Origin of the sequence: Mesorhizobium cantuariense (assembly GCF_042647205.1) — a bacterium.
Lineage (GTDB): Bacteria > Pseudomonadota > Alphaproteobacteria > Rhizobiales > Rhizobiaceae > Mesorhizobium > Mesorhizobium cantuariense.
The window spans coordinates 1159497-1176003 of record NZ_JBHRVD010000001.1; the positions used below are offsets into that span (position 1 = coordinate 1159497).

Annotated in this window: 15 protein-coding genes; 12 read left to right on the forward strand and 3 right to left on the reverse strand. The window is 60.0% G+C overall.

The genetic code is table 11. From position 1 onward, the window contains the following. The first annotated feature begins 20 nt into the window (after nt 1-20). The 4 genes from ACFOJ9_RS05475 (at nt 21) to ACFOJ9_RS05490 (ending at nt 5342) form a co-directional block, all read left to right on the forward strand. Complete coding sequence (locus tag ACFOJ9_RS05475; protein ID WP_378977430.1) at nt 21-1013, forward strand: hypothetical protein; 993 nt, start codon at nt 21-23, stop codon at nt 1011-1013. A 58-nt stretch (nt 1014-1071) separates the two neighbouring features. Further along, complete coding sequence (locus ACFOJ9_RS05480) at nt 1072-2085, forward strand: hypothetical protein (protein WP_378977432.1); 1014 nt, start codon at nt 1072-1074, stop codon at nt 2083-2085. Nucleotides 2086-2229: 144 nt separating this feature from the next. After that, on the forward strand, nt 2230-3792 hold the full coding sequence (gene guaA, locus ACFOJ9_RS05485; protein ID WP_378977434.1) for a glutamine-hydrolyzing GMP synthase: 1563 nt from the start codon (nt 2230-2232) through the stop codon (nt 3790-3792). Nucleotides 3793-4085: 293 nt separating this feature from the next. Continuing rightward, on the forward strand, nt 4086-5342 hold the full coding sequence (locus tag ACFOJ9_RS05490) for a tyrosine-type recombinase/integrase (protein WP_378977436.1): 1257 nt from the start codon (nt 4086-4088) through the stop codon (nt 5340-5342). On the opposite strand, the gene ACFOJ9_RS05495 is transcribed toward ACFOJ9_RS05490, so the two are convergent. Both ACFOJ9_RS05495 and ACFOJ9_RS05500 read right to left on the reverse strand, forming a co-directional pair. Continuing rightward, the gene (locus ACFOJ9_RS05495; RefSeq protein ID WP_378977438.1) at nt 5296-5592 is read right to left on the reverse strand and encodes a helix-turn-helix transcriptional regulator; all 297 of its coding nucleotides are present in this window, start codon (nt 5590-5592) and stop codon (nt 5296-5298) included. The two genes, ACFOJ9_RS05490 and ACFOJ9_RS05495, sit on opposite strands and share 47 nt — an antisense overlap. Before the next feature lie 213 nt (nt 5593-5805). After that, complete coding sequence (locus ACFOJ9_RS05500) at nt 5806-6903, reverse strand: LacI family DNA-binding transcriptional regulator (RefSeq protein ID WP_378977440.1); 1098 nt, start codon at nt 6901-6903, stop codon at nt 5806-5808. Nucleotides 6904-7051: 148 nt separating this feature from the next. On the opposite strand from ACFOJ9_RS05500, the gene ACFOJ9_RS05505 reads away from it, so the two are divergent. The 7 genes from ACFOJ9_RS05505 to ACFOJ9_RS05535 all read left to right on the forward strand — a co-directional run bounded on the left by ACFOJ9_RS05505 (nt 7052) and on the right by ACFOJ9_RS05535 (nt 15003). Then, a complete protein-coding gene (locus ACFOJ9_RS05505) occupies nt 7052-8074 on the forward strand; it encodes an SIS domain-containing protein (protein WP_378977442.1) in 1023 nt (340 codons plus the stop codon). A gap of 67 nt (nt 8075-8141) precedes the next feature. Then, nucleotides 8142-8903 carry a PfkB family carbohydrate kinase gene (locus tag ACFOJ9_RS05510; protein WP_378987575.1) on the forward strand — a complete coding sequence of 254 codons (762 nt, stop codon included), beginning with the start codon at nt 8142-8144 and terminating at the stop codon, nt 8901-8903. A gap of 7 nt (nt 8904-8910) precedes the next feature. After that, nucleotides 8911-10119: a M24 family metallopeptidase gene (locus tag ACFOJ9_RS05515; RefSeq protein WP_378977444.1), complete on the forward strand. Its 1209-nt coding sequence runs from the start codon at nt 8911-8913 to the stop codon at nt 10117-10119. Beyond that, a complete protein-coding gene (locus tag ACFOJ9_RS05520; RefSeq protein WP_378977446.1) occupies nt 10116-11204 on the forward strand; it encodes an ABC transporter ATP-binding protein in 1089 nt (362 codons plus the stop codon). Before ACFOJ9_RS05515 ends, ACFOJ9_RS05520 begins: the two co-directional genes overlap by 4 nt. Nucleotides 11205-11231: 27 nt before the next feature. Continuing rightward, a complete protein-coding gene (locus ACFOJ9_RS05525) occupies nt 11232-12269 on the forward strand; it encodes an ABC transporter substrate-binding protein (RefSeq protein WP_378977448.1) in 1038 nt (345 codons plus the stop codon). A gap of 124 nt (nt 12270-12393) precedes the next feature. After that, on the forward strand, nt 12394-14046 hold the full coding sequence (locus ACFOJ9_RS05530) for an ABC transporter permease subunit (protein ID WP_378977450.1): 1653 nt from the start codon (nt 12394-12396) through the stop codon (nt 14044-14046). A 450-nt stretch (nt 14047-14496) separates the two neighbouring features. Then, complete coding sequence (locus ACFOJ9_RS05535) at nt 14497-15003, forward strand: shikimate dehydrogenase family protein (protein WP_378977452.1); 507 nt, start codon at nt 14497-14499, stop codon at nt 15001-15003. On the opposite strand, the gene ACFOJ9_RS05540 is transcribed toward ACFOJ9_RS05535, so the two are convergent. After that, entirely contained in the window at nt 14992-16071 is a 1080-nt protein-coding gene (locus tag ACFOJ9_RS05540; RefSeq protein WP_378977454.1) for an IS630 family transposase, read from the reverse strand. The genes ACFOJ9_RS05535 and ACFOJ9_RS05540 overlap by 12 nt on opposite strands. A gap of 119 nt (nt 16072-16190) precedes the next feature. Between ACFOJ9_RS05540 and ACFOJ9_RS05545 the strand changes: the two genes are divergently transcribed. Beyond that, nucleotides 16191-16457, forward strand: a complete 267-nt coding sequence (locus ACFOJ9_RS05545) for a hypothetical protein (protein ID WP_378987578.1) — start codon at nt 16191-16193, stop codon at nt 16455-16457. The last annotated feature ends 50 nt before the right edge of the window (nt 16458-16507 follow it).

Sequence of the window (16507 nt, forward strand, 5' to 3'; positions counted from 1 at the left end):
CGGCAACGGGAGCAGAACTTATGAGTGACGTCGAAAACATTACAGCGACCACATCATGGGAGCCAAAATTCCATCTTGACCTCAAAATCGCCAATTCAGCCACATTCTATGCTCTGGTTGATCAGTTCGAGGAATGGAGGAAAATCCAACCTGAAAACGAGGACAAGGTCGCCAATGGCTGGCATATGATCACCCCGGAAATGGCCGAAAGGTTGTTGCTCAAGAACCCAGCCGGGTCGAATCGCAAGACCGTACTGTCGAACATCGTCTATTACGCGGAGCAGATGGCCGCCGAGGATTGGCCCGAAACCGGCCAGCCCCTGATTTTCGATGTCGACGGCAAGCTGTTAGATGGTCAGCACCGTCTCTGGGCTTGCTACCTTTCCGGGGTGCCATTCGCAACTTACGTTGTTAATCAGCGCAAGCCTATCAAATCGGCTTTCGCTTACATCGACAATGTCAAGGCGCGTACCGCCAAGGATGCGCTAGCCACGGCGGGCCTGAATGGCCTTTCGGCTCTGACAGCGCAAACGGTGACTATCGCCCAGCTTTACGAAAACAAAGCATATACGGCGACGAAGAAGCACCGGCTTCCGCGCATGTCGCCCAAGCAATTCATTGACTACGTCGAGGCGAATCCAAACATTCGCCGGGGCGCCCAACTGATGGCGGGCGAGCATGCTTCCGCATCCGCGATGATTAGCCATAACGATATCGCGGCCTTTGCGGCGGTCAAAATCCTCGACCTACATGATGAATTCACGCTCGACGAGTTCATGAACGACGTGGGCACTGAGGGTGAGGAGTTCGGCGCAGGAAGTCCGATTGCGGCTTTGCAGCATGTGCTGAAAGTCAACAGCGTTGCCAAGGAACCGATGCAGAAACACCAAGTCTTGGCACATGTCATTAAGGCATTCAATGCTTGGATGGCTGGCGAGCAGGTCAAAAAAATCAGTCTGAGAGTCGATGAAGCGTTCCCGCGTTTCATGCCGAAACAAGCTGAGGCTGCATAAGACTTCAACGGGGAGGCGCGCGAATGCGCCACCACTTTTCCTGCAAGGACAGAACCAAATGGCTGTTCACTACCAAGACCATCGTTTCGCTGAAATCTGGCCTCTGCCGAACGGTGAGGATTTTGCGAAATTTGTGGCCGATATTCGGGCAAACGGCGTGCAGGTGCCGATCGTGCTCTATCAGGGAAAGATTCTGGACGGGCGCGCCCGCTACCGCGCCTGCATTGAAGCGGGCATTGAACCGCGCTTTGAAGGCATAGGGACGCCAAACGATGTTGACGCGCTTAATTTGGTCGTTTCACTCAACGACTATCGGCGGCAACATTCAACCTTTGAACGCCGGGCCTTCGCGGCGGCAAGGCTGGCGCATTTTAAGCAACAAACTCAATTTCAAGAAAAGGTAGAAATGCCTGCTGGCGCAACGCGTGATCCTAGCCTTCCTGGTCACAATCGTTTCGTCAAAGAAGCGGCTTTGATCATGGATGTTTCTACGGGTTCGCTTGCCCGTGCCCGCACCGTTATTCAGTACGCCCCGGAACTGGAAAAGGCCGTCGTGGACAGGAGACTCGGGCTTCAAGCTGCGGCCGAGAAAGCGCATCCATCGAAGGCCACGCACGTCAAGGGGACCGTTGCTAGGCGATCCGCCGCCAAGGAGACCGCCGCCGAGGAAATCTATCAACGTGGGCTAGAATTCCGCCGCAACATTCCGAAAGCCAACTTTCTGACGCCGGAAGAAGTCGATCCGGATTTCGAGGGAACGCCACTCGAATTCGCCACCAAATACGGGCACGTTCTTACCAGAACCGCCTCACAGCGCGAACAGGAGGCGGCACGAGCGCGCGGCGAGGAATTTGTGGCATGGCTCCGCAAGTGTGCCAGCGGTGCGCCAGTCAATATCAGTGAAGCCGATTTGCTAGCCTATATCAGGGGCAACGGCTCCGAACCCGGCTATCGCCTCAATAAGTTTAACGGACGCTGGACGGCTTTCGACGCCATGCATGCCCGATTTGCCGCACTGATAGCCCAACTGGAATCGCATCTGGCCGACAAACCGACCGTAGTGGAACGCTAGTTCAGCTAGCCGCTATCGACTCCAGCTCAGGCGTGGAGCGGACCGAACCATCGGACAGAGCTGCTGCGAAGCAGCAGAATTGAATGGAGGCCCGCAGCCTCGCAACCCATTGCGCCGACTCATTTCTTTCTCTAAACGCTCGCCATGAAAACAGCCAATCATCCCGACACCGTCCTGATTGTCGATTTCGGCAGCCAGTTCACCCAGCTCATCGCCCGCCGCATCCGCGAGGCCGGTGTATTTTCCGAGATCGTGCCGTTCCAGTCGGCCGAAGCGGCATTCAAGCGCATCAATCCGAAGGCTGTCATCCTGTCCGGCGGCCCGGCTTCGACCAGCGATATCGGCAGCCCGCGCGCGCCGCAGATCGTCTTCGACGCCGGCGTGCCGGTGCTCGGCATCTGCTATGGCCAGATGGCCATGTGCGTGCAGATGGGCGGCGTCGCCGAAAGCTCCGACCATCGCGAGTTCGGCCGCGCCTTCGTCGAGATCGAGAAGGACAGCCCGCTGTTCGAGGGCCTGTGGGCGCCCGGCCAGCGCCACCAGGTTTGGATGAGCCATGGCGACCGCGTCATCTCCTTGCCCAAGGGGTTCGAAGTGTTCGGCAAGTCGGAAGGCTCGCCCTTCGCCATCTTCGGCAACATCGAGCGCAAGATGTACGGCATCATGTTCCACCCCGAGGTGGTGCATACGCCCGATGGTGCCCGGCTGCTCAGGAACTTCGTCCACAACATCGCCGGCATCGAGGGCGACTGGACCATGCGCGCCTACCGCGAGCACGCGGTTGAGACCATCCGCAAGCAGGTCGGCAAGGGCAAGGTCATCTGCGCGCTGTCGGGTGGCGTCGACTCTTCTGTCGCGGCCCTGTTGATCCACGAGGCGGTCGGCGACCAGCTGACTTGTATCCTTGTCGACCACGGCCTGATGCGCAAGGACGAGGCCGCGGGCGTGGTGGCGATGTTCCGCGAGCACTACAATTTGCCGCTCATTTTGGTGAACGCATCGGACCGTTTCATCGACGCCCTTGAGGGCGAGTCGGACCCGGAGAAAAAACGCAAGACCATCGGCCGGCTGTTCATCGAGGTGTTCGAGGAAGAGGCCAAGAAACTCGGCGGCGCCGAATTCCTGGCGCAAGGCACGCTCTATCCCGACGTCATAGAGAGCGTCTCGTTCACCGGCGGCCCGTCGGTGACGATCAAGTCGCACCACAATGTCGGCGGTCTGCCCGCGCGCATGAACATGCAACTGGTCGAGCCGCTGCGCGAACTGTTCAAGGACGAGGTGAGGGCGCTCGGCAAGGAGCTCGGCCTGCCCGAGAGCTTCATTGGCCGCCATCCGTTCCCCGGCCCCGGTCTTGCCATCCGCTGCCCGGGCGGCATCACCCGCGAAAAGCTGGAGATCCTGCGCGAGGCCGACGCCATCTATCTCGACGAAATCCGCAAGGCCGGCCTTTACGACGCCATCTGGCAGGCCTTCGCCGTGCTGTTGCCGGTGCAGACGGTCGGCGTGATGGGCGACGGCCGCACCTACGAGTTCGTCTGTGCGCTACGCGCCGTCACCTCGGTCGACGGCATGACGGCGGATTTCTACCACTACGACATGGCCTTCCTCGGCGCTGCCGCCACGCGCATCATCAACGAGGTCCGCGGCATCAACCGCGTCGTCTACGACGTGACGTCGAAGCCGCCTGGAACAATCGAGTGGGAATGATTCAGACCCACTCAAACGCAGCCGAAAATACGCCGATCTGCGACGTAACGCACTGAAAACAAAAATAAATCCTTTCAGGGACAACCAGCGACAATCGGTACGCATAGATTGGCTTTGACGGACCGCTTGACGGACCTTCCGCATATTGCCCACCCGAATTTTTCCAAGTACCGTCGGAGCGAATGAGGCTCGTGACGGTACTTTTGTGTACCTTAAGGCATTGAAGGAAAAAGGAATTTCCTGCCGCAGAGCCTCGAAATCGTACTGACGGTACTTTTCAAGAGGCAATGGGTATGCTGACGGATGCCACCCTTAAGGCACTGAAACCAAAAGAAAAAATCTACAAGATTGCTGACCGTGACGGGATGTATGTCCGCGTCATGCCCAGTGGCGCGATCTCGTTTCGGCTGGACTACAGGCTGAATGGACGCCGCGAGACGGTCTATCTCGGCAGATATGGCAGAGACGGCATCTCGCTCGCGTTGGCCCGAGAGAAGTGCCTCGACGCCAAGCGCGCCATTGGCGAAGGGCGATCGCCGGCGATCGAGAAGCAGCGCGACAAGCGCCGCCTGAAAGAGGCAAAGAGTTTTGGCGAATTCGGCGAGAAATGGCTAAAAGCCGGGCCGATGGCCGACAGCACGCGCGCCATGCGGCGCGCCATTTTCGAACGGGAGCTTCTTCCGGTCTGGCGCAATCGCCTCCTGCCGGAAATCACGCCGGACGACCTAAGGGCCCTGTGCGGCAGCATCGTCGAACGTGGTGCTCCGGCGACAGCTATTCACGTGCGAGATATCGTGAAACAGATTTACGGCTTTGCGATCCTGCACGGGGAAAAGGTCGCCAATCCAGCTGATGAAGTTGGGCCGGCGTCGATTGCTACCTTCGTCCCAAAGGATCGCTCGCTCTCGCCGTCCGAAATTCGCGTGATGCTAAAGCAGCTCGAGCACATCCCCACACTTCCCACGATCCGTTTGGGAATGCGGCTTTATCTGCTCACTATGGTGCGTAAGAGCGAGCTGCAGGACGCGGTGTGGGACGAGGTCGATTTTGAGAATGCGGTCTGGACGATCCCGAAGGAACGCATGAAGCGGTCGAAGGCGCATAGCGTCTACCTGTCGCGCCAAGCGCTCGACATCATGATTGCCCTGAAGACCTGTGCGGGAAATTCCAGATACCTTCTTCCATCGCGGTACGATGCGGATGCTCCGATGTCGCGTGCAACGTTCAATCGGATCACTTACGCAGTCGTCGAGCGCGCGAAGTCCGAGGGGCTGCCCCTCGAGCCGTTCACGGTTCATGACCTGCGGCGAACGGGCTCAACTCTGTTGAATGAACTTGGCTTCAACAGCGATTGGATTGAAAAGTGCCTGGCCCACGAGGACGGACGCTCGTCGCGTGGCGTCTACAACAAGGCCGAATACGAAATGCAGCGCCGCCACATGATGCAGGAATGGTCGGACATCATCGACGCCTGGGTCGTTGGCAAGAAGTTCGTCCCGACGCTCATCCCGCCGTCGATGCCCCTCTTGGAGCCTGATCCGGCTCTCTGATCGGCCGAGCCCGACGCTGCTTAAGGTCCGGTTTCGGAGCGCGCAGGATTGGCTTTGAGCGACGGGCCGCGAGCCATGCTTGAACCTCGCCCAGATCCCAAACCACACATCTTGGAGTCAAGGCGAAGCGTCGCGGGAATTCGCCCCGCTGTTCCATGTCGTAGATCGTACTGTCCGCAAGCGGCACTATTTCACGCAGCTGGCGTCTCCGGATTGTGCGCTTGAGCGCTTCTTCATTCGATCGGGTCATCTCGTACTCCTCAGCAACGAGTCGAAATTGAAGGCGATTGTGTTCGATGAGAAAAGAGCTTCAGCCCCGGCCTCGTGTCATCGGCGGTTTCGACCTGTGAAAGGGACAAGTCTGACCGGGTCTTGAGCTTCAGATGTTGCAGTATGCATTGGCTTCGGCTGAGCCCCCGGCTTTCTAAGCAAAGGGCAGCAACAACAGGAGAGTTGACGAATGTCAGTTCCCAGCCGCTGACGTTCGTCGCTTAACACTCGGCCTTGCCAAGGCACTGCTGACTGAGCCACGATCTATCATCGTCGCCTGTAGCAAGGTTTCCTTGGCAGGACCTGTAGCCTCGCCTTGCAAACGAGCGATCAGATCTTCTGTCGCAGCTTTGGCTAAGTCTCTGATGGGCTGCGACACAACGGTCAGGGGCGGCGTCACCGCCGCCGTCCAGTCGGCGTCGTCAAAGCAGATGAGCGAAACCTTGTCGGGTATCGATAAATCTAGCTCCCGAAGAACGTTGAGAAGGACGAGGGCGACGGAACTGTCTGTCGCGAGAAAAGCGGTCGGACGGTTCGCAGACTGACAGAGCTGGCGCAACTGGCGAGCAAGATTCTCAGTGTCCCAACCTCCGAGGATAATCAGCTTGGGGACAATCTGGATGCCGGCGTCGTGGAGCGCTGCGCGGTAACCGTCGATACGCTCGCGAACAGAGGAAATCAGGTAATGTTGCTCCCCACGAGAAGGAGCGTTGGACACCAGCGCGATGCGTCGGTGTTCTTGCTTGATGAGAGATGCCACCGCCTGATGGGCCGCGCGAAAGTTGTCAATCGCAAAGGTGTCGGCATTGAGTACCGGCACGCGTCTGTCGAGAAGGACAAAGGGGCAGCCCATGTCCCGCGCGCCGATGAGGTGATCCACCTCGATGCTGGAGGTTGGCGAAACAATCAGGCCATCGACACGGTTGGCGAGCAACACGCGCACCGCGTCACGCTCAAGCTCAATATCCTCGTCGGTGTTGGCTAGAACCACACCGAAGCCATTTGCACTGGCTGTGTCTATGATAGCCCGAATGGCTCGCGCAAAATACAGATTCTCAATATCGGCTACAACGACGCCAATCATCTCGCTGCGGCCGGTCGCCATGCTGCGAGCGAGTTGGTTGGGCTGGTACGCCAGGCGTTTTGCGGCGTCGAAGACGCGCTGGCGCGTCTCAGCACCGGCATAGCCGTAACCGCCAAGCACCCGCGCCGCGGTTGCGCTTGAGACACCCGCCGCACGCGCAACGTGGGCGATCGTCGGCTGAGCGCTGGAGCGTCCATTATCCTTCATGGTCTGATCGCATCCGCGTTGCGGGACTCGTGCCCGTGCATGGCGGACAAATAGACCGCCGCGACGCCCCTTGACAACCCATTGGGAAGTGTGAGAGCGTTATCACATGAGAGCGCTATCACATCTTGATCGCAAAAAGAGAGGCACTGTGAATCGATACCCCAATCTTGTCCCAACAGATGTCGATTTCCGTCGCATCACTGAAGCCGCCGTCGAGCAACGCGAACGGATCAGGCAAGTGGCCAAGGCCGCAGCTGATGGAATGCGCAACCTCTTCCTGATCGGTTGCGGTGGCTCCCTGAACGACTTCTCTGCCGCATCGTACCAGTGCGACCGAAGCGCCGGATTTCCGACTTTCTGCCTTAATAGCGAAGAGTTCAATCGCCGCCGTCCTGCTCTGCTCGGGCCGGGATCAGTGGCGCTTGTCGCATCGCACAACGGCACGACGGGAGAAACGATCGAAGCCGCTCGCTGGTCGCACTCCGCCGGCGCCCGCGTCATCGGCTTTACTAAGAACGAGACGACCAAACTCGCCGCCGAATGCGATGACGTCTTCACGTACCACAGCGACCGAACTATCCTGGCGCCGAAGCAAGTGCTGATTGGCCTGATGGTGACGGCGCTTCTGAAGGAAGCCGGGGCAAAATTCGATTTCGCGGCATTGGAACAGGCTTTCGCTGCGGTGCCGGCAGCTTTTGAACTGGCTGTGCAGGAGGCGGAGGCGCGCCTCCACGAGATCGCCACTGACTTCGCGGCAGAGACCCTGACTTACGTCCTGTCCGCCGGTCCCAACCAGGGCGCCGGCTACGGATTCGCCATGTGTTATCTCATGGAGATGCAGTGGAAGCACGCGTCCTGGTTCAACGCGAACGAATTTCTGCATGGGGCTTTCGAGGTTGTTCAGCCCGATACGGCGGTTCTTCTGTTCAAGGGCGAAGACGAAACCCGCCCGGTGATCAACCGAGTTGAGGCTTTCCTTAACAAGAACACCCGGCGCTGCCGCGTGATCGATTCGATGGACTACAGCCTGCCCGGCGTGCCGGCGTCGATGCGTGGGGACATTTCCCCGCTCCTTCTCTCGACCCTTTCCAAGCGTTTGGCCGAACACTACCAGGCGGTCACCGGGCATTCGCTCACAGAACGCCGCTACATGTTCAAGACAACCTACTGAGGCATTTCGTATGCGTGTCTGTGGCGTCGGTGACAATGTTGTCGACCGATATTTCAATCAAAGGCTGATGTTTCCGGGAGGCAACGCGGTGAATTTCGCTGTTCACGCCCGGCGAAGCGGAGCGCACGCTGCCTATCTCGGCGTGATCGGCACCGATGCCGATGGCGATCTGATCCGCTCGAGCCTGCAGGCTGAAGGCATTGAGCTCGAGCGGCTGCGTGTCGAGGACGGGCCCAATGCCTTTGCCACCGTTCATATGGACGACAGCGGCAACAACCGCAGATGGGGCCTTTGCGAGAAAGGCGTATCGATGTTCCGACTCGACAACGCCGATCTCGACTATCTTGCCGGCTTCGACCTGGTTCACACCGGTGAGACAAGCCGGTTGGACAACCAGCTTCCCGACATTCGCGAGCGCGTTGCGATCTCCTTCGATTTTTCCGAACGGAGTTTGGAATATGCTGCTGGTGTCCTGCCTTATTTAAGGGCAGCTGCCTTCTCGCGCGGCAGTGCCGGCGACGACGAAGTGGCGCGTGTTCTGGATTCCGCCCAATCGGCCGGCGTCGAACTGGTCACGATCACCCAGGGCGCGCGTGGCGCCACCGTGTGCCACAAAGGCGAGATCCTGTTCGCGCCCGCGGTGCCTGTCGATGCCGTCGATACGCTCGGCGCGGGCGACGCATTTGTAAGCCGCCTCGCTTACCGCGTGCTGACCGGCGTACCGCTTGCCGAAGCGGCCAGCGACGCAGCGCAATACTCCGCGCTCATCTGCGGCACGCGTGGCGCCTTCGGCCATGCCCGTCCCATCACACGCGAAATACCATCGTGAGAGCAAAATGAACGAGAACCCTTCGAACTCCAGGCTCATCTTTCCTTCCGAGGCGGATTACGGCAAACGCCTCGAACGCGCCCGAACTGCGATGAAGCAGGACGGCATCGACGTTCTCGCGCTGTCGAGCTTCGACAATCATCGTTTCTTTGCCGGACTGGATGGCATCGCATCGGTGCGGCCGGTCTGGTTCGTGCTGCCACAGGATGGCGCGGCGGCTTTTGTCTCGCCCCGCATCGAAGCACCTGAGATAAGGGCGCAATGCAGCGTGCCCGTGGCTATCGAATGGGTCGAATGGGAAGAGCCGGCGAAGCCGCCCATGTCGTTCTCAGCCGCGCTCGCCGAGCATATCGGAAAAGTAGCTCCGGAAGCCCGCACGATCGGCGTCGACTTCGACGCTACCTCGGCGCGCAATCTCGACCTGGTCAGGGATGCCCTTGGTACCGAACGTATCCGGGACGTGACAGTCACGCTTCGTGAGGTGCGTCGCCGCAAGGATGCCGCAACGATCGACGTCGTCCGGCGCTGCGCCGACATCGCTGCCCACCAGTTCAAGGCAAGCTGCGAAGCTGTGGCCCCCGGTGTTCCCGAATGGGAAGTGGCGCTTGCTTCCCGCACGGCCGCGATGCGGCGTGCCGCGGAATGGTGGAACGGCGATGAGAACCATTCGCCGCTTCTCCAGGGCATCCATGTCATGGGTAGCGGCAGCATCCGTTCAGGGCGCGCCCATGCAGTTGCCGCCGGCCGGTCTATGCGGGAAGGGGAACTCCTGCAGCTCTGCTATTGCGGCCGGCCGTTCTTTGGGCACGGCATCTGTTTCGACCGACCGGTCCAGGTGGGGTCGACGGGTTTGCCGGCGGATGTTCGCAAGATCGTGGACGTCGCACGCAAGGCCCAGGAAGCGGCGTTGGCAAAGGTGCGCGCGGGCGTGACGACCGGCGAGGTTCACGCCGCCGCCGTCGCGGTCATCGGACGCCACGGCTGGGACCGTGCCATGCAGCATCGCACCGGTCGCGGGATCGGCCTTTCCGATCCTGAGTTTCCCGAGATCAAGGCCAGCGACCCGACCGTGCTTGAAGCGGGCATGCTCCTCGGCATCGAGCCGGGCGTCTATGTCGACGGTATTGGTGGCGCCCGCTTTGGCGACACGATCCTTGTTACCAAAACCGGATACGAGCCGCTCACGCCGCTTGACCTGGGAAGGGCCGTGGAATGACAGGCCAGCCACTCGCCGCCGTTTCCTTTCAAGGTGTCACCCGACGCTATGGTAGCGTGTGCGCGGTGAGCGACGTTACCCTCGACATCTCGTCGGGGGAGTTCTTCGCACTGCTCGGCTCGAGCGGTTCCGGCAAGACAACGCTTCTTATGCTTCTGGCGGGGTTCGACACGCCGACCGAAGGTCGCGTGCTGATGTCGGGCACCTCTGTCTCGGACACGCCTCCGCATCGGCGGCGGATCGGGGTAGTCTTCCAGAACTATGCGCTTTTCCCGCATATGTCGGCTGCCGAAAACGTTGCCTACCCGCTGAGGATGCGCGGCGTCGCGCGTGCCGAGCGCGAGGCGCGAGTGAATGCCGCGCTCGGTCTCGTCAATCTTGCCGATCGCTGGTCTTCATATCCTTCGCAGTTGTCCGGTGGGCAGCAGCAACGCGTGGCGCTTGCCCGCGCCCTCGTCTTCGGCCCCGACCTCCTGCTCATGGACGAACCGCTTGGCGCTCTCGATCGGCGGCTCCGCGACCAAATGCAGCAAGAGTTGAAGCGCATTCAGGGCGAACTCGGCATCACGGTCATCTACGTAACGCACGACCAGTCGGAAGCCATGGCAATGGCGAACCGGATCGGGATCATGGCGGGGGGGCGGCTTCTCCAGGTCGACGATCCGGAAACCATCTACGCCGCGCCGTCCAATCACTTCGTCGCACGTTTCCTCGGCGAGTGTTCGATTCTGCGCGTCACCGCGACGGATGGCGGCCGCGGATACGAGATCGCTGGCGTGCGCCAGCCATTGCCGTCTCCCGCGACGGCGCCTTTCGATATTGTGGTGAGACCGGAGACCGTCTCCGTCCGCCCCGGACCCGAAGTCGTATCAGACGGTGCCTTTGGCGTTCCCGCGACGATCCGCGATGTCACCTACCTCGGCGCCGGCTGGCGCGTAACGCTCGAACTTTCCGACGGACAGTCCCTGCTCGCCAGCATCATGCGTGGAGATGACGGGGCCGGACACCTGGCTCCCGGCAAACCCGTCATTGCGCGATGGGCGCCGGCATCCGTCGCTGTTCTTCCGGCTGAAGGATCACCCTGAAGCGGATTCAAAGGGGAGTAAAAAATCATGACAAAAAACAGACTTTACATGGGTGTGTCCGCTGCCTTGCTCGCGGCGGCCAGCGTCACTTTCTTTGCGCAATCGGCACCTGCCGCCGATCCGGCGGAAGTTGTGGTCGCCTCCTACGGCGGCTCGTTCCAGGACGCGCAGACGAAGGCCTTCTTCGACACTTACGCCAAAGCCACGGGCGCCAAGGTGACCGGCACCACCGGTTCGGGCTACGCCAAGGTGAAGGCCATGGTCGAGAGCGGCAACGTCACCTGGGATGTCGTCTCGGCAGAGAGCTCGGCTCATGCGAACGAGGTGAAGGACGATCTTCTTCAGCCGCTCGACTATTCGGTCATCAAGGCCGACGGCATTCCGGCGGAACTCCGCACGAAATACGGTGTCGGCTACATCAAGTTCGGCATGAACCTCGCGTGGAGCAAAGACAAGTTTTCGAGCGGACTTACTCCGGCTCAGTTCTTCGACCCGGCGGTGAAGGCTCGTCGCGCGGTTCCGCTGGAACCGGAATACACTCTCGAATTCGCGCTGCTGGCCGACGGTGTGAAGCCCGCCGATCTCTACCCCCTGGATGTGGATCGCGCCCTCAAGGTTTACGAGCGGATCAAGGACCAGATCGTCGCCTACAAGGGGGCCGCGGATACCCAAGCGCTCATCCAGCAGGGAGAGGTAGACCTGGCCTACATCCCCAATGGTCGGGTCAATGATGCCATAAAGGCTGGAGCTAAATGGGCTTATGGCTGGGACGCTTCCGTCTCCGATACCGAATGGTGGGTGGTGATGAAAGGCGCTCCGCATGCAGCCGAGGCCATGAAGTTCATCAACTTCGCCGTCCAGCCCGAGCAGCAGGCAGAACTGACCCGCCAAATCCCTTACGGCCCTACCAATGTCGACGCGCTGAAGCTTCTCGACCCTGCCGTCGCCAAGGATCTGCCGAGCTATCCGGACAACGCGAAGCTTGGCGCAGTTCTCGATTCGAAATGGTGGAACGAGAACCGCGAGTCTGTGAAGACCCGCTGGAACACGGCCATCATGCAGTAGCAGAACTTAGACGGGAAAAACGATGATGAGACGGAGCGGTATCATAGATTGGGGGCGGCTTTGCCTGCTCGCTCCAGCATTCCTGCTGCTCCTCCTCGCTTTCGCTCTACCGTTGCTTGCCATTGTGCCGGAAGCGTTCGGCGGTGATGCCGTCGGGCGCTTCCTGCGAATTTTCGGAAGTCCGGTGTACCGAACGGTCATCTGGACGACGGTTCGCATCAGTCTGGAAGCAACTGCGATAACGCTCGTCGTCTCGTTTCCCTTGGCGTGGCTCTTGAGCCGGGCGAACGGGGTGAAGGGCCTGCTTCTTGGACTATTGGTGCTGGTTCCCTTTTTGACCAGCGTACTGGTGCGGACCTTCGCCTGGCTGGCGATCCTCGGACAGCGTGGCCTTGTCAACGGGGCGCTTCTCAGCCTCGGGCTGATTTCGGAGCCGCTGCCCCTTCTCTTCAGCGAGCCGGCGGTCGTTCTCGCCCTCGTGCACTCCTCCATTCCGATGATGGTCTTCGCTCTCGTCAGTGTCCTGCGGCGCATCGACGGACGCATTCTCCTGGCCGCTCATACGCTTGGGGCCAACCCGCTGCGCGCCTGGCTGGGCATGGTTGTTCCGCTTGCAATTCGCGGCATCCAATCCGGTGTCGTCATCATCTTCCTTTTCACCATGGCGAGCTTTATCGCGCCTGCCTTCCTCGGCAACCAGCGCCAGCAAATGCTTGCACAAGTGATCCAGTCGGAAATCGAGACCGGGGCTGACTGGGGTTTCGCCGCAGCACTCGGCATTACGCTCGCCGTGACGGCCACGATCATTGTCGTAGCAATGTCCACAATGGCGCGATTCTTCTCGCGGTGGCAGCGTCCGGGCTCATTGCCGCCGACCTTGCCGCAACAGCAGGCACGGAACGTGGACAAAGCACTTCTTCGCCAGCCGGTGGCCCAGCCCACCCCGCGGCCACACAGTCCCACGATCTGGCGCTTCGCCGCGCCGCTTGTCGAACCGACCTATCTTTGCGTTATGTCTGTCTTCATTCTCCTTCCACTGGTCGTGCTCATTCCGGTCTCGTTCAGTGCGGCGGACGTGCTCATCTTTCCGCCTCCAGGCTACTCGATGCGATGGTTCGAAGCGATCCTCGGCAGCCCGGAATGGATTGCGGCAGCACTCACCAGCCTTCGCATCGGATCTGCCACCTGCGTTGCGACCCTCGTCCTGGCCACTCTAACGGTGCTCGGCTTTGGTCGTCATTTCCGGTTTCAGGGTGCTGCCGAAGCTTCGGTGCTCTCGCCCTTGACCGTACCGAGCGTTGTCTTCGCGCTGGGGGCCTATCTGACCTTTGCGCGCGTGGGACTGGTTGATACCGAGGCAGGCATCATCATAGCCCACACGGTTCTGATTTTCCCGGTGGTTTACCTCGTCGCATCGGCGACACACAGTTCCATTGATCCATGGCTGTCACTTGCCGCAGCAAGCCTTGGCGCCAACCCTTGGCGCATTTTTCGAACGATCGTCTTCCCACTGCTGCTTCCTGGCCTGGCTATTGGCGCTCTGCTTGCGATGCTTCTTTCGTTCGATGAATCGGTGGCTTCGATCTTCCTCAGCGATCTGTCGGTGAAGACACTGCCGAGAAAATTGTGGGAGGGTATCCGCTTCAACACAAGCCCCGAATCCGCGGCCGTCTCCGTCATGCTGCTTGGCGTGACATGCGTCGTGGTCATAGCCGGCATGGCGGTTGTCCTCGGGCGCCGGAAAACCGCTCTGTTGTCGTTGCAAGCGCGTTCCTGAATCGGTCTTCTTGACCGACCTCAGAGCGGAACTCGGACAAGCGGCGCAGGTACGAGTGCGGAATTAAGATCAAGCATGTGCAGGACCTACCTCCGTCGGAAGTACTGTGAACGCTTTGCTTCTCACCCGGAGCAGCCGTTTATGCCTCGGTCGAAACTCATTCCAATGTTGATCCCATCCTGGCCTCGTGGCGGCGGCGGCCAGGACGCTGGTGGGCACCAACCTCCCGGGTGCCCACCGGCACCCGCGTGGTCCGGGTGCTGGGCGGCTTTCCCGAAGTCTCGACCATCCATACCGCCAGCGGCCGCTGGGATCTGATGCCGTGCTCCGGCGCATCCGATGGACGAAACTCCTGCCGCAGCTCTTGACGAACAGAGGCAAAATGTGAGAGCGGTATCACAAGGAGAGCGCTCTCACATCGTGTGAGAGTTGAGCAAGGCAAACATCACGATGGCACGTACATTCCCCACACTTTGCGGCTCTGTTTCGGGGCGGGTAACTCCCCCGGTGTTGGGCGTTAAGATGCATAAAGCGGGATATCAGGCCCTAGACCTGGATTTTGGATATGCTGCCGCTGAGAGCCAGGATCTTAGAGGTACCGTCGCTTCGTTTATCGAATTGGGCTTCAGAGGCTTCGCGGTCTCAATGCCCTATAAGCTTGAAATCATTAAGTATTTGAACGAAATCTCGCCGGATGTTGCAGCTATCGGTGCCTGCAACACTGTAGTCAACACAGATGGCCGCCTTACGGGACATAACACCGACTGGCGCGGTGCGATGGACGCATTACGCGAGCGTGGCGTCGATCAGCCGGGTCGCGCAATTGTCCTCGGCGCAGGTGGCGCGGCGCGTGCGTTGGTATTTGGACTCAAGAATGCGGGATGGCACGTAGAAGTCGCGGCAAGAAACGTGAAATCCGCCAGTGTGCTGGCGATCGATTTTGACCTAGTGGATTGATTCCAACGTTTGGTGCCCGCGCCTGACGGCGGCGATGATTTTGTGTGGGTCGGCTCTCCAGACGAACGGTCGGGATTGCTGATTGTGCTCGGTGATGAAGCGATTGATGGCGGCCTGGAGATCGACGACGGAGTAGAAGACACCGTGCTTCAGCCGGCGGCGTGTGAGCTTGGCGAAGAAGCCCTCGACAGCATTGAGCCATGAGCAGGATGTCGGCACAAAATGGAAGGTCCAGCGCGAATGCCTGGCCAGCCAAGCGCGTACTTTGGGCTGCTTGTGAGTGGCATAGTTGTCGAGGATCACATGGACGGCCTTGTCGGGCGGAAGTTCAGCCTCGACGGCGTTGAGGAAGCGGATGAACTCCTGATGGCGATGGCGCTGCATATTACGGCCGATCACCGAGCCATCGAGGACGTTGAGCGCGGCGAACGGGGTCGTCGTGCCGTTGCGCTTGTAGTCGTGCGTCATTGTCGCCCCGCGACCGCGCTTCAGCGGCAACCCCGGCTGAGTGCGGTCGAGCGCCTGGATTTGGCTCTTTTCGTCGACCGACAGCACGATGGCATGAGCGGGGGGCGAGACGTAGAGCCCGACCACATCGTGAAGCTTCTCGGCAAACGCCTTGTCGTTGGACAGCTTGAAGCTGCGCCAGCGGTGAGGCGCAAGGCCATGGTCGTGCCAGATCTTCACCACCGAAGACGCCGCGATGCCGACCGCCTTCGCCATCGCGCGGACCGTCCAGTGCGTCGCCTCGTGGTCTGGCGGATCGAGTGTCAGCGCCACGACCCTGTCGACCAGCACAGACTGAAGCGGTGCAATGCCCGGTGGCCGCGTCTTGTCGCGCAGCAGGCCGTCGACGCCTTCGTTCATGAAGCGCTCCTGCCAGCGCCACACGCAGGTCTTCGACTTGGCTGTCATCGTCATGATCGCGGCGGTCCCCAGGCCATCACCGCTCAACAGAATGATCCGCGCTCGCCAGACATGCTTCTGAGGCGAACTCCGTGCTGCGACGATCCCTTCAAGCCGAATTCTGTCCGAAGCCGTGATGTCGATGCTGATACCAGTGCGCATCCCGCAATGTCGCATGCCGAAGCGATCCGGGGAATCCCAAAAAGGACTCTTCTGTCCCGATCAATCCACTAGCGTCTCCGATTGACCTGCAAAGGTCGCACTTTCCGGGGTTCGATTTGGTGGTTAATACGACGCCCGTTGCGACGTTGTCCGACGAACTTCTTAATCTGGACCGCTTTCCGGATGTGAAGATTGTGTTTGACGTTGTATTCAACCCCGTTCACACGCCATTTTGTGCTGAGGCCGAACGACGTGGCCTCATTTCAGTGCCCGGCTGGCTGATGTTGCTGCATCAGGCAGTCCACCAATTTACACTCTACACGAACGTCGATGCGCCCATTTCCGCAATGCGCGAGGCATTGCTGCAAGCTCTTCCGCGGACCTGATGCCTTGCTCACAAGTTAGTGCAGGCGAAACGCGTTTCTCAGCGGGAGAT

Excerpts from the sequence above, each read along its gene's own strand:
- ACFOJ9_RS05475 (WP_378977430.1), top strand. The coding sequence starts at position 21 with ATGAGTGACGTCGAAAACATTACAGCGACCACATCATGGGAGCCAAAA.
- ACFOJ9_RS05480 (WP_378977432.1), top strand. The coding sequence starts at position 1,072 with ATGGCTGTTCACTACCAAGACCATCGTTTCGCTGAAATCTGGCCTCTG.
- guaA (WP_378977434.1), top strand. The coding sequence starts at position 2,230 with ATGAAAACAGCCAATCATCCCGACACCGTCCTGATTGTCGATTTCGGC.
- ACFOJ9_RS05490 (WP_378977436.1), top strand. The coding sequence starts at position 4,086 with ATGCTGACGGATGCCACCCTTAAGGCACTGAAACCAAAAGAAAAAATC.
- ACFOJ9_RS05495 (WP_378977438.1), bottom strand. The coding sequence starts at position 5,592 with ATGACCCGATCGAATGAAGAAGCGCTCAAGCGCACAATCCGGAGACGC.
- ACFOJ9_RS05500 (WP_378977440.1), bottom strand. The coding sequence starts at position 6,903 with ATGAAGGATAATGGACGCTCCAGCGCTCAGCCGACGATCGCCCACGTT.
- ACFOJ9_RS05510 (WP_378987575.1), top strand. The coding sequence starts at position 8,142 with ATGTTTCCGGGAGGCAACGCGGTGAATTTCGCTGTTCACGCCCGGCGA.
- ACFOJ9_RS05515 (WP_378977444.1), top strand. The coding sequence starts at position 8,911 with ATGAACGAGAACCCTTCGAACTCCAGGCTCATCTTTCCTTCCGAGGCG.
- ACFOJ9_RS05520 (WP_378977446.1), top strand. The coding sequence starts at position 10,116 with ATGACAGGCCAGCCACTCGCCGCCGTTTCCTTTCAAGGTGTCACCCGA.
- ACFOJ9_RS05525 (WP_378977448.1), top strand. The coding sequence starts at position 11,232 with ATGACAAAAAACAGACTTTACATGGGTGTGTCCGCTGCCTTGCTCGCG.
- ACFOJ9_RS05535 (WP_378977452.1), top strand. The coding sequence starts at position 14,497 with ATGGCACGTACATTCCCCACACTTTGCGGCTCTGTTTCGGGGCGGGTA.
- ACFOJ9_RS05540 (WP_378977454.1), bottom strand. The coding sequence starts at position 16,071 with ATGCGCACTGGTATCAGCATCGACATCACGGCTTCGGACAGAATTCGG.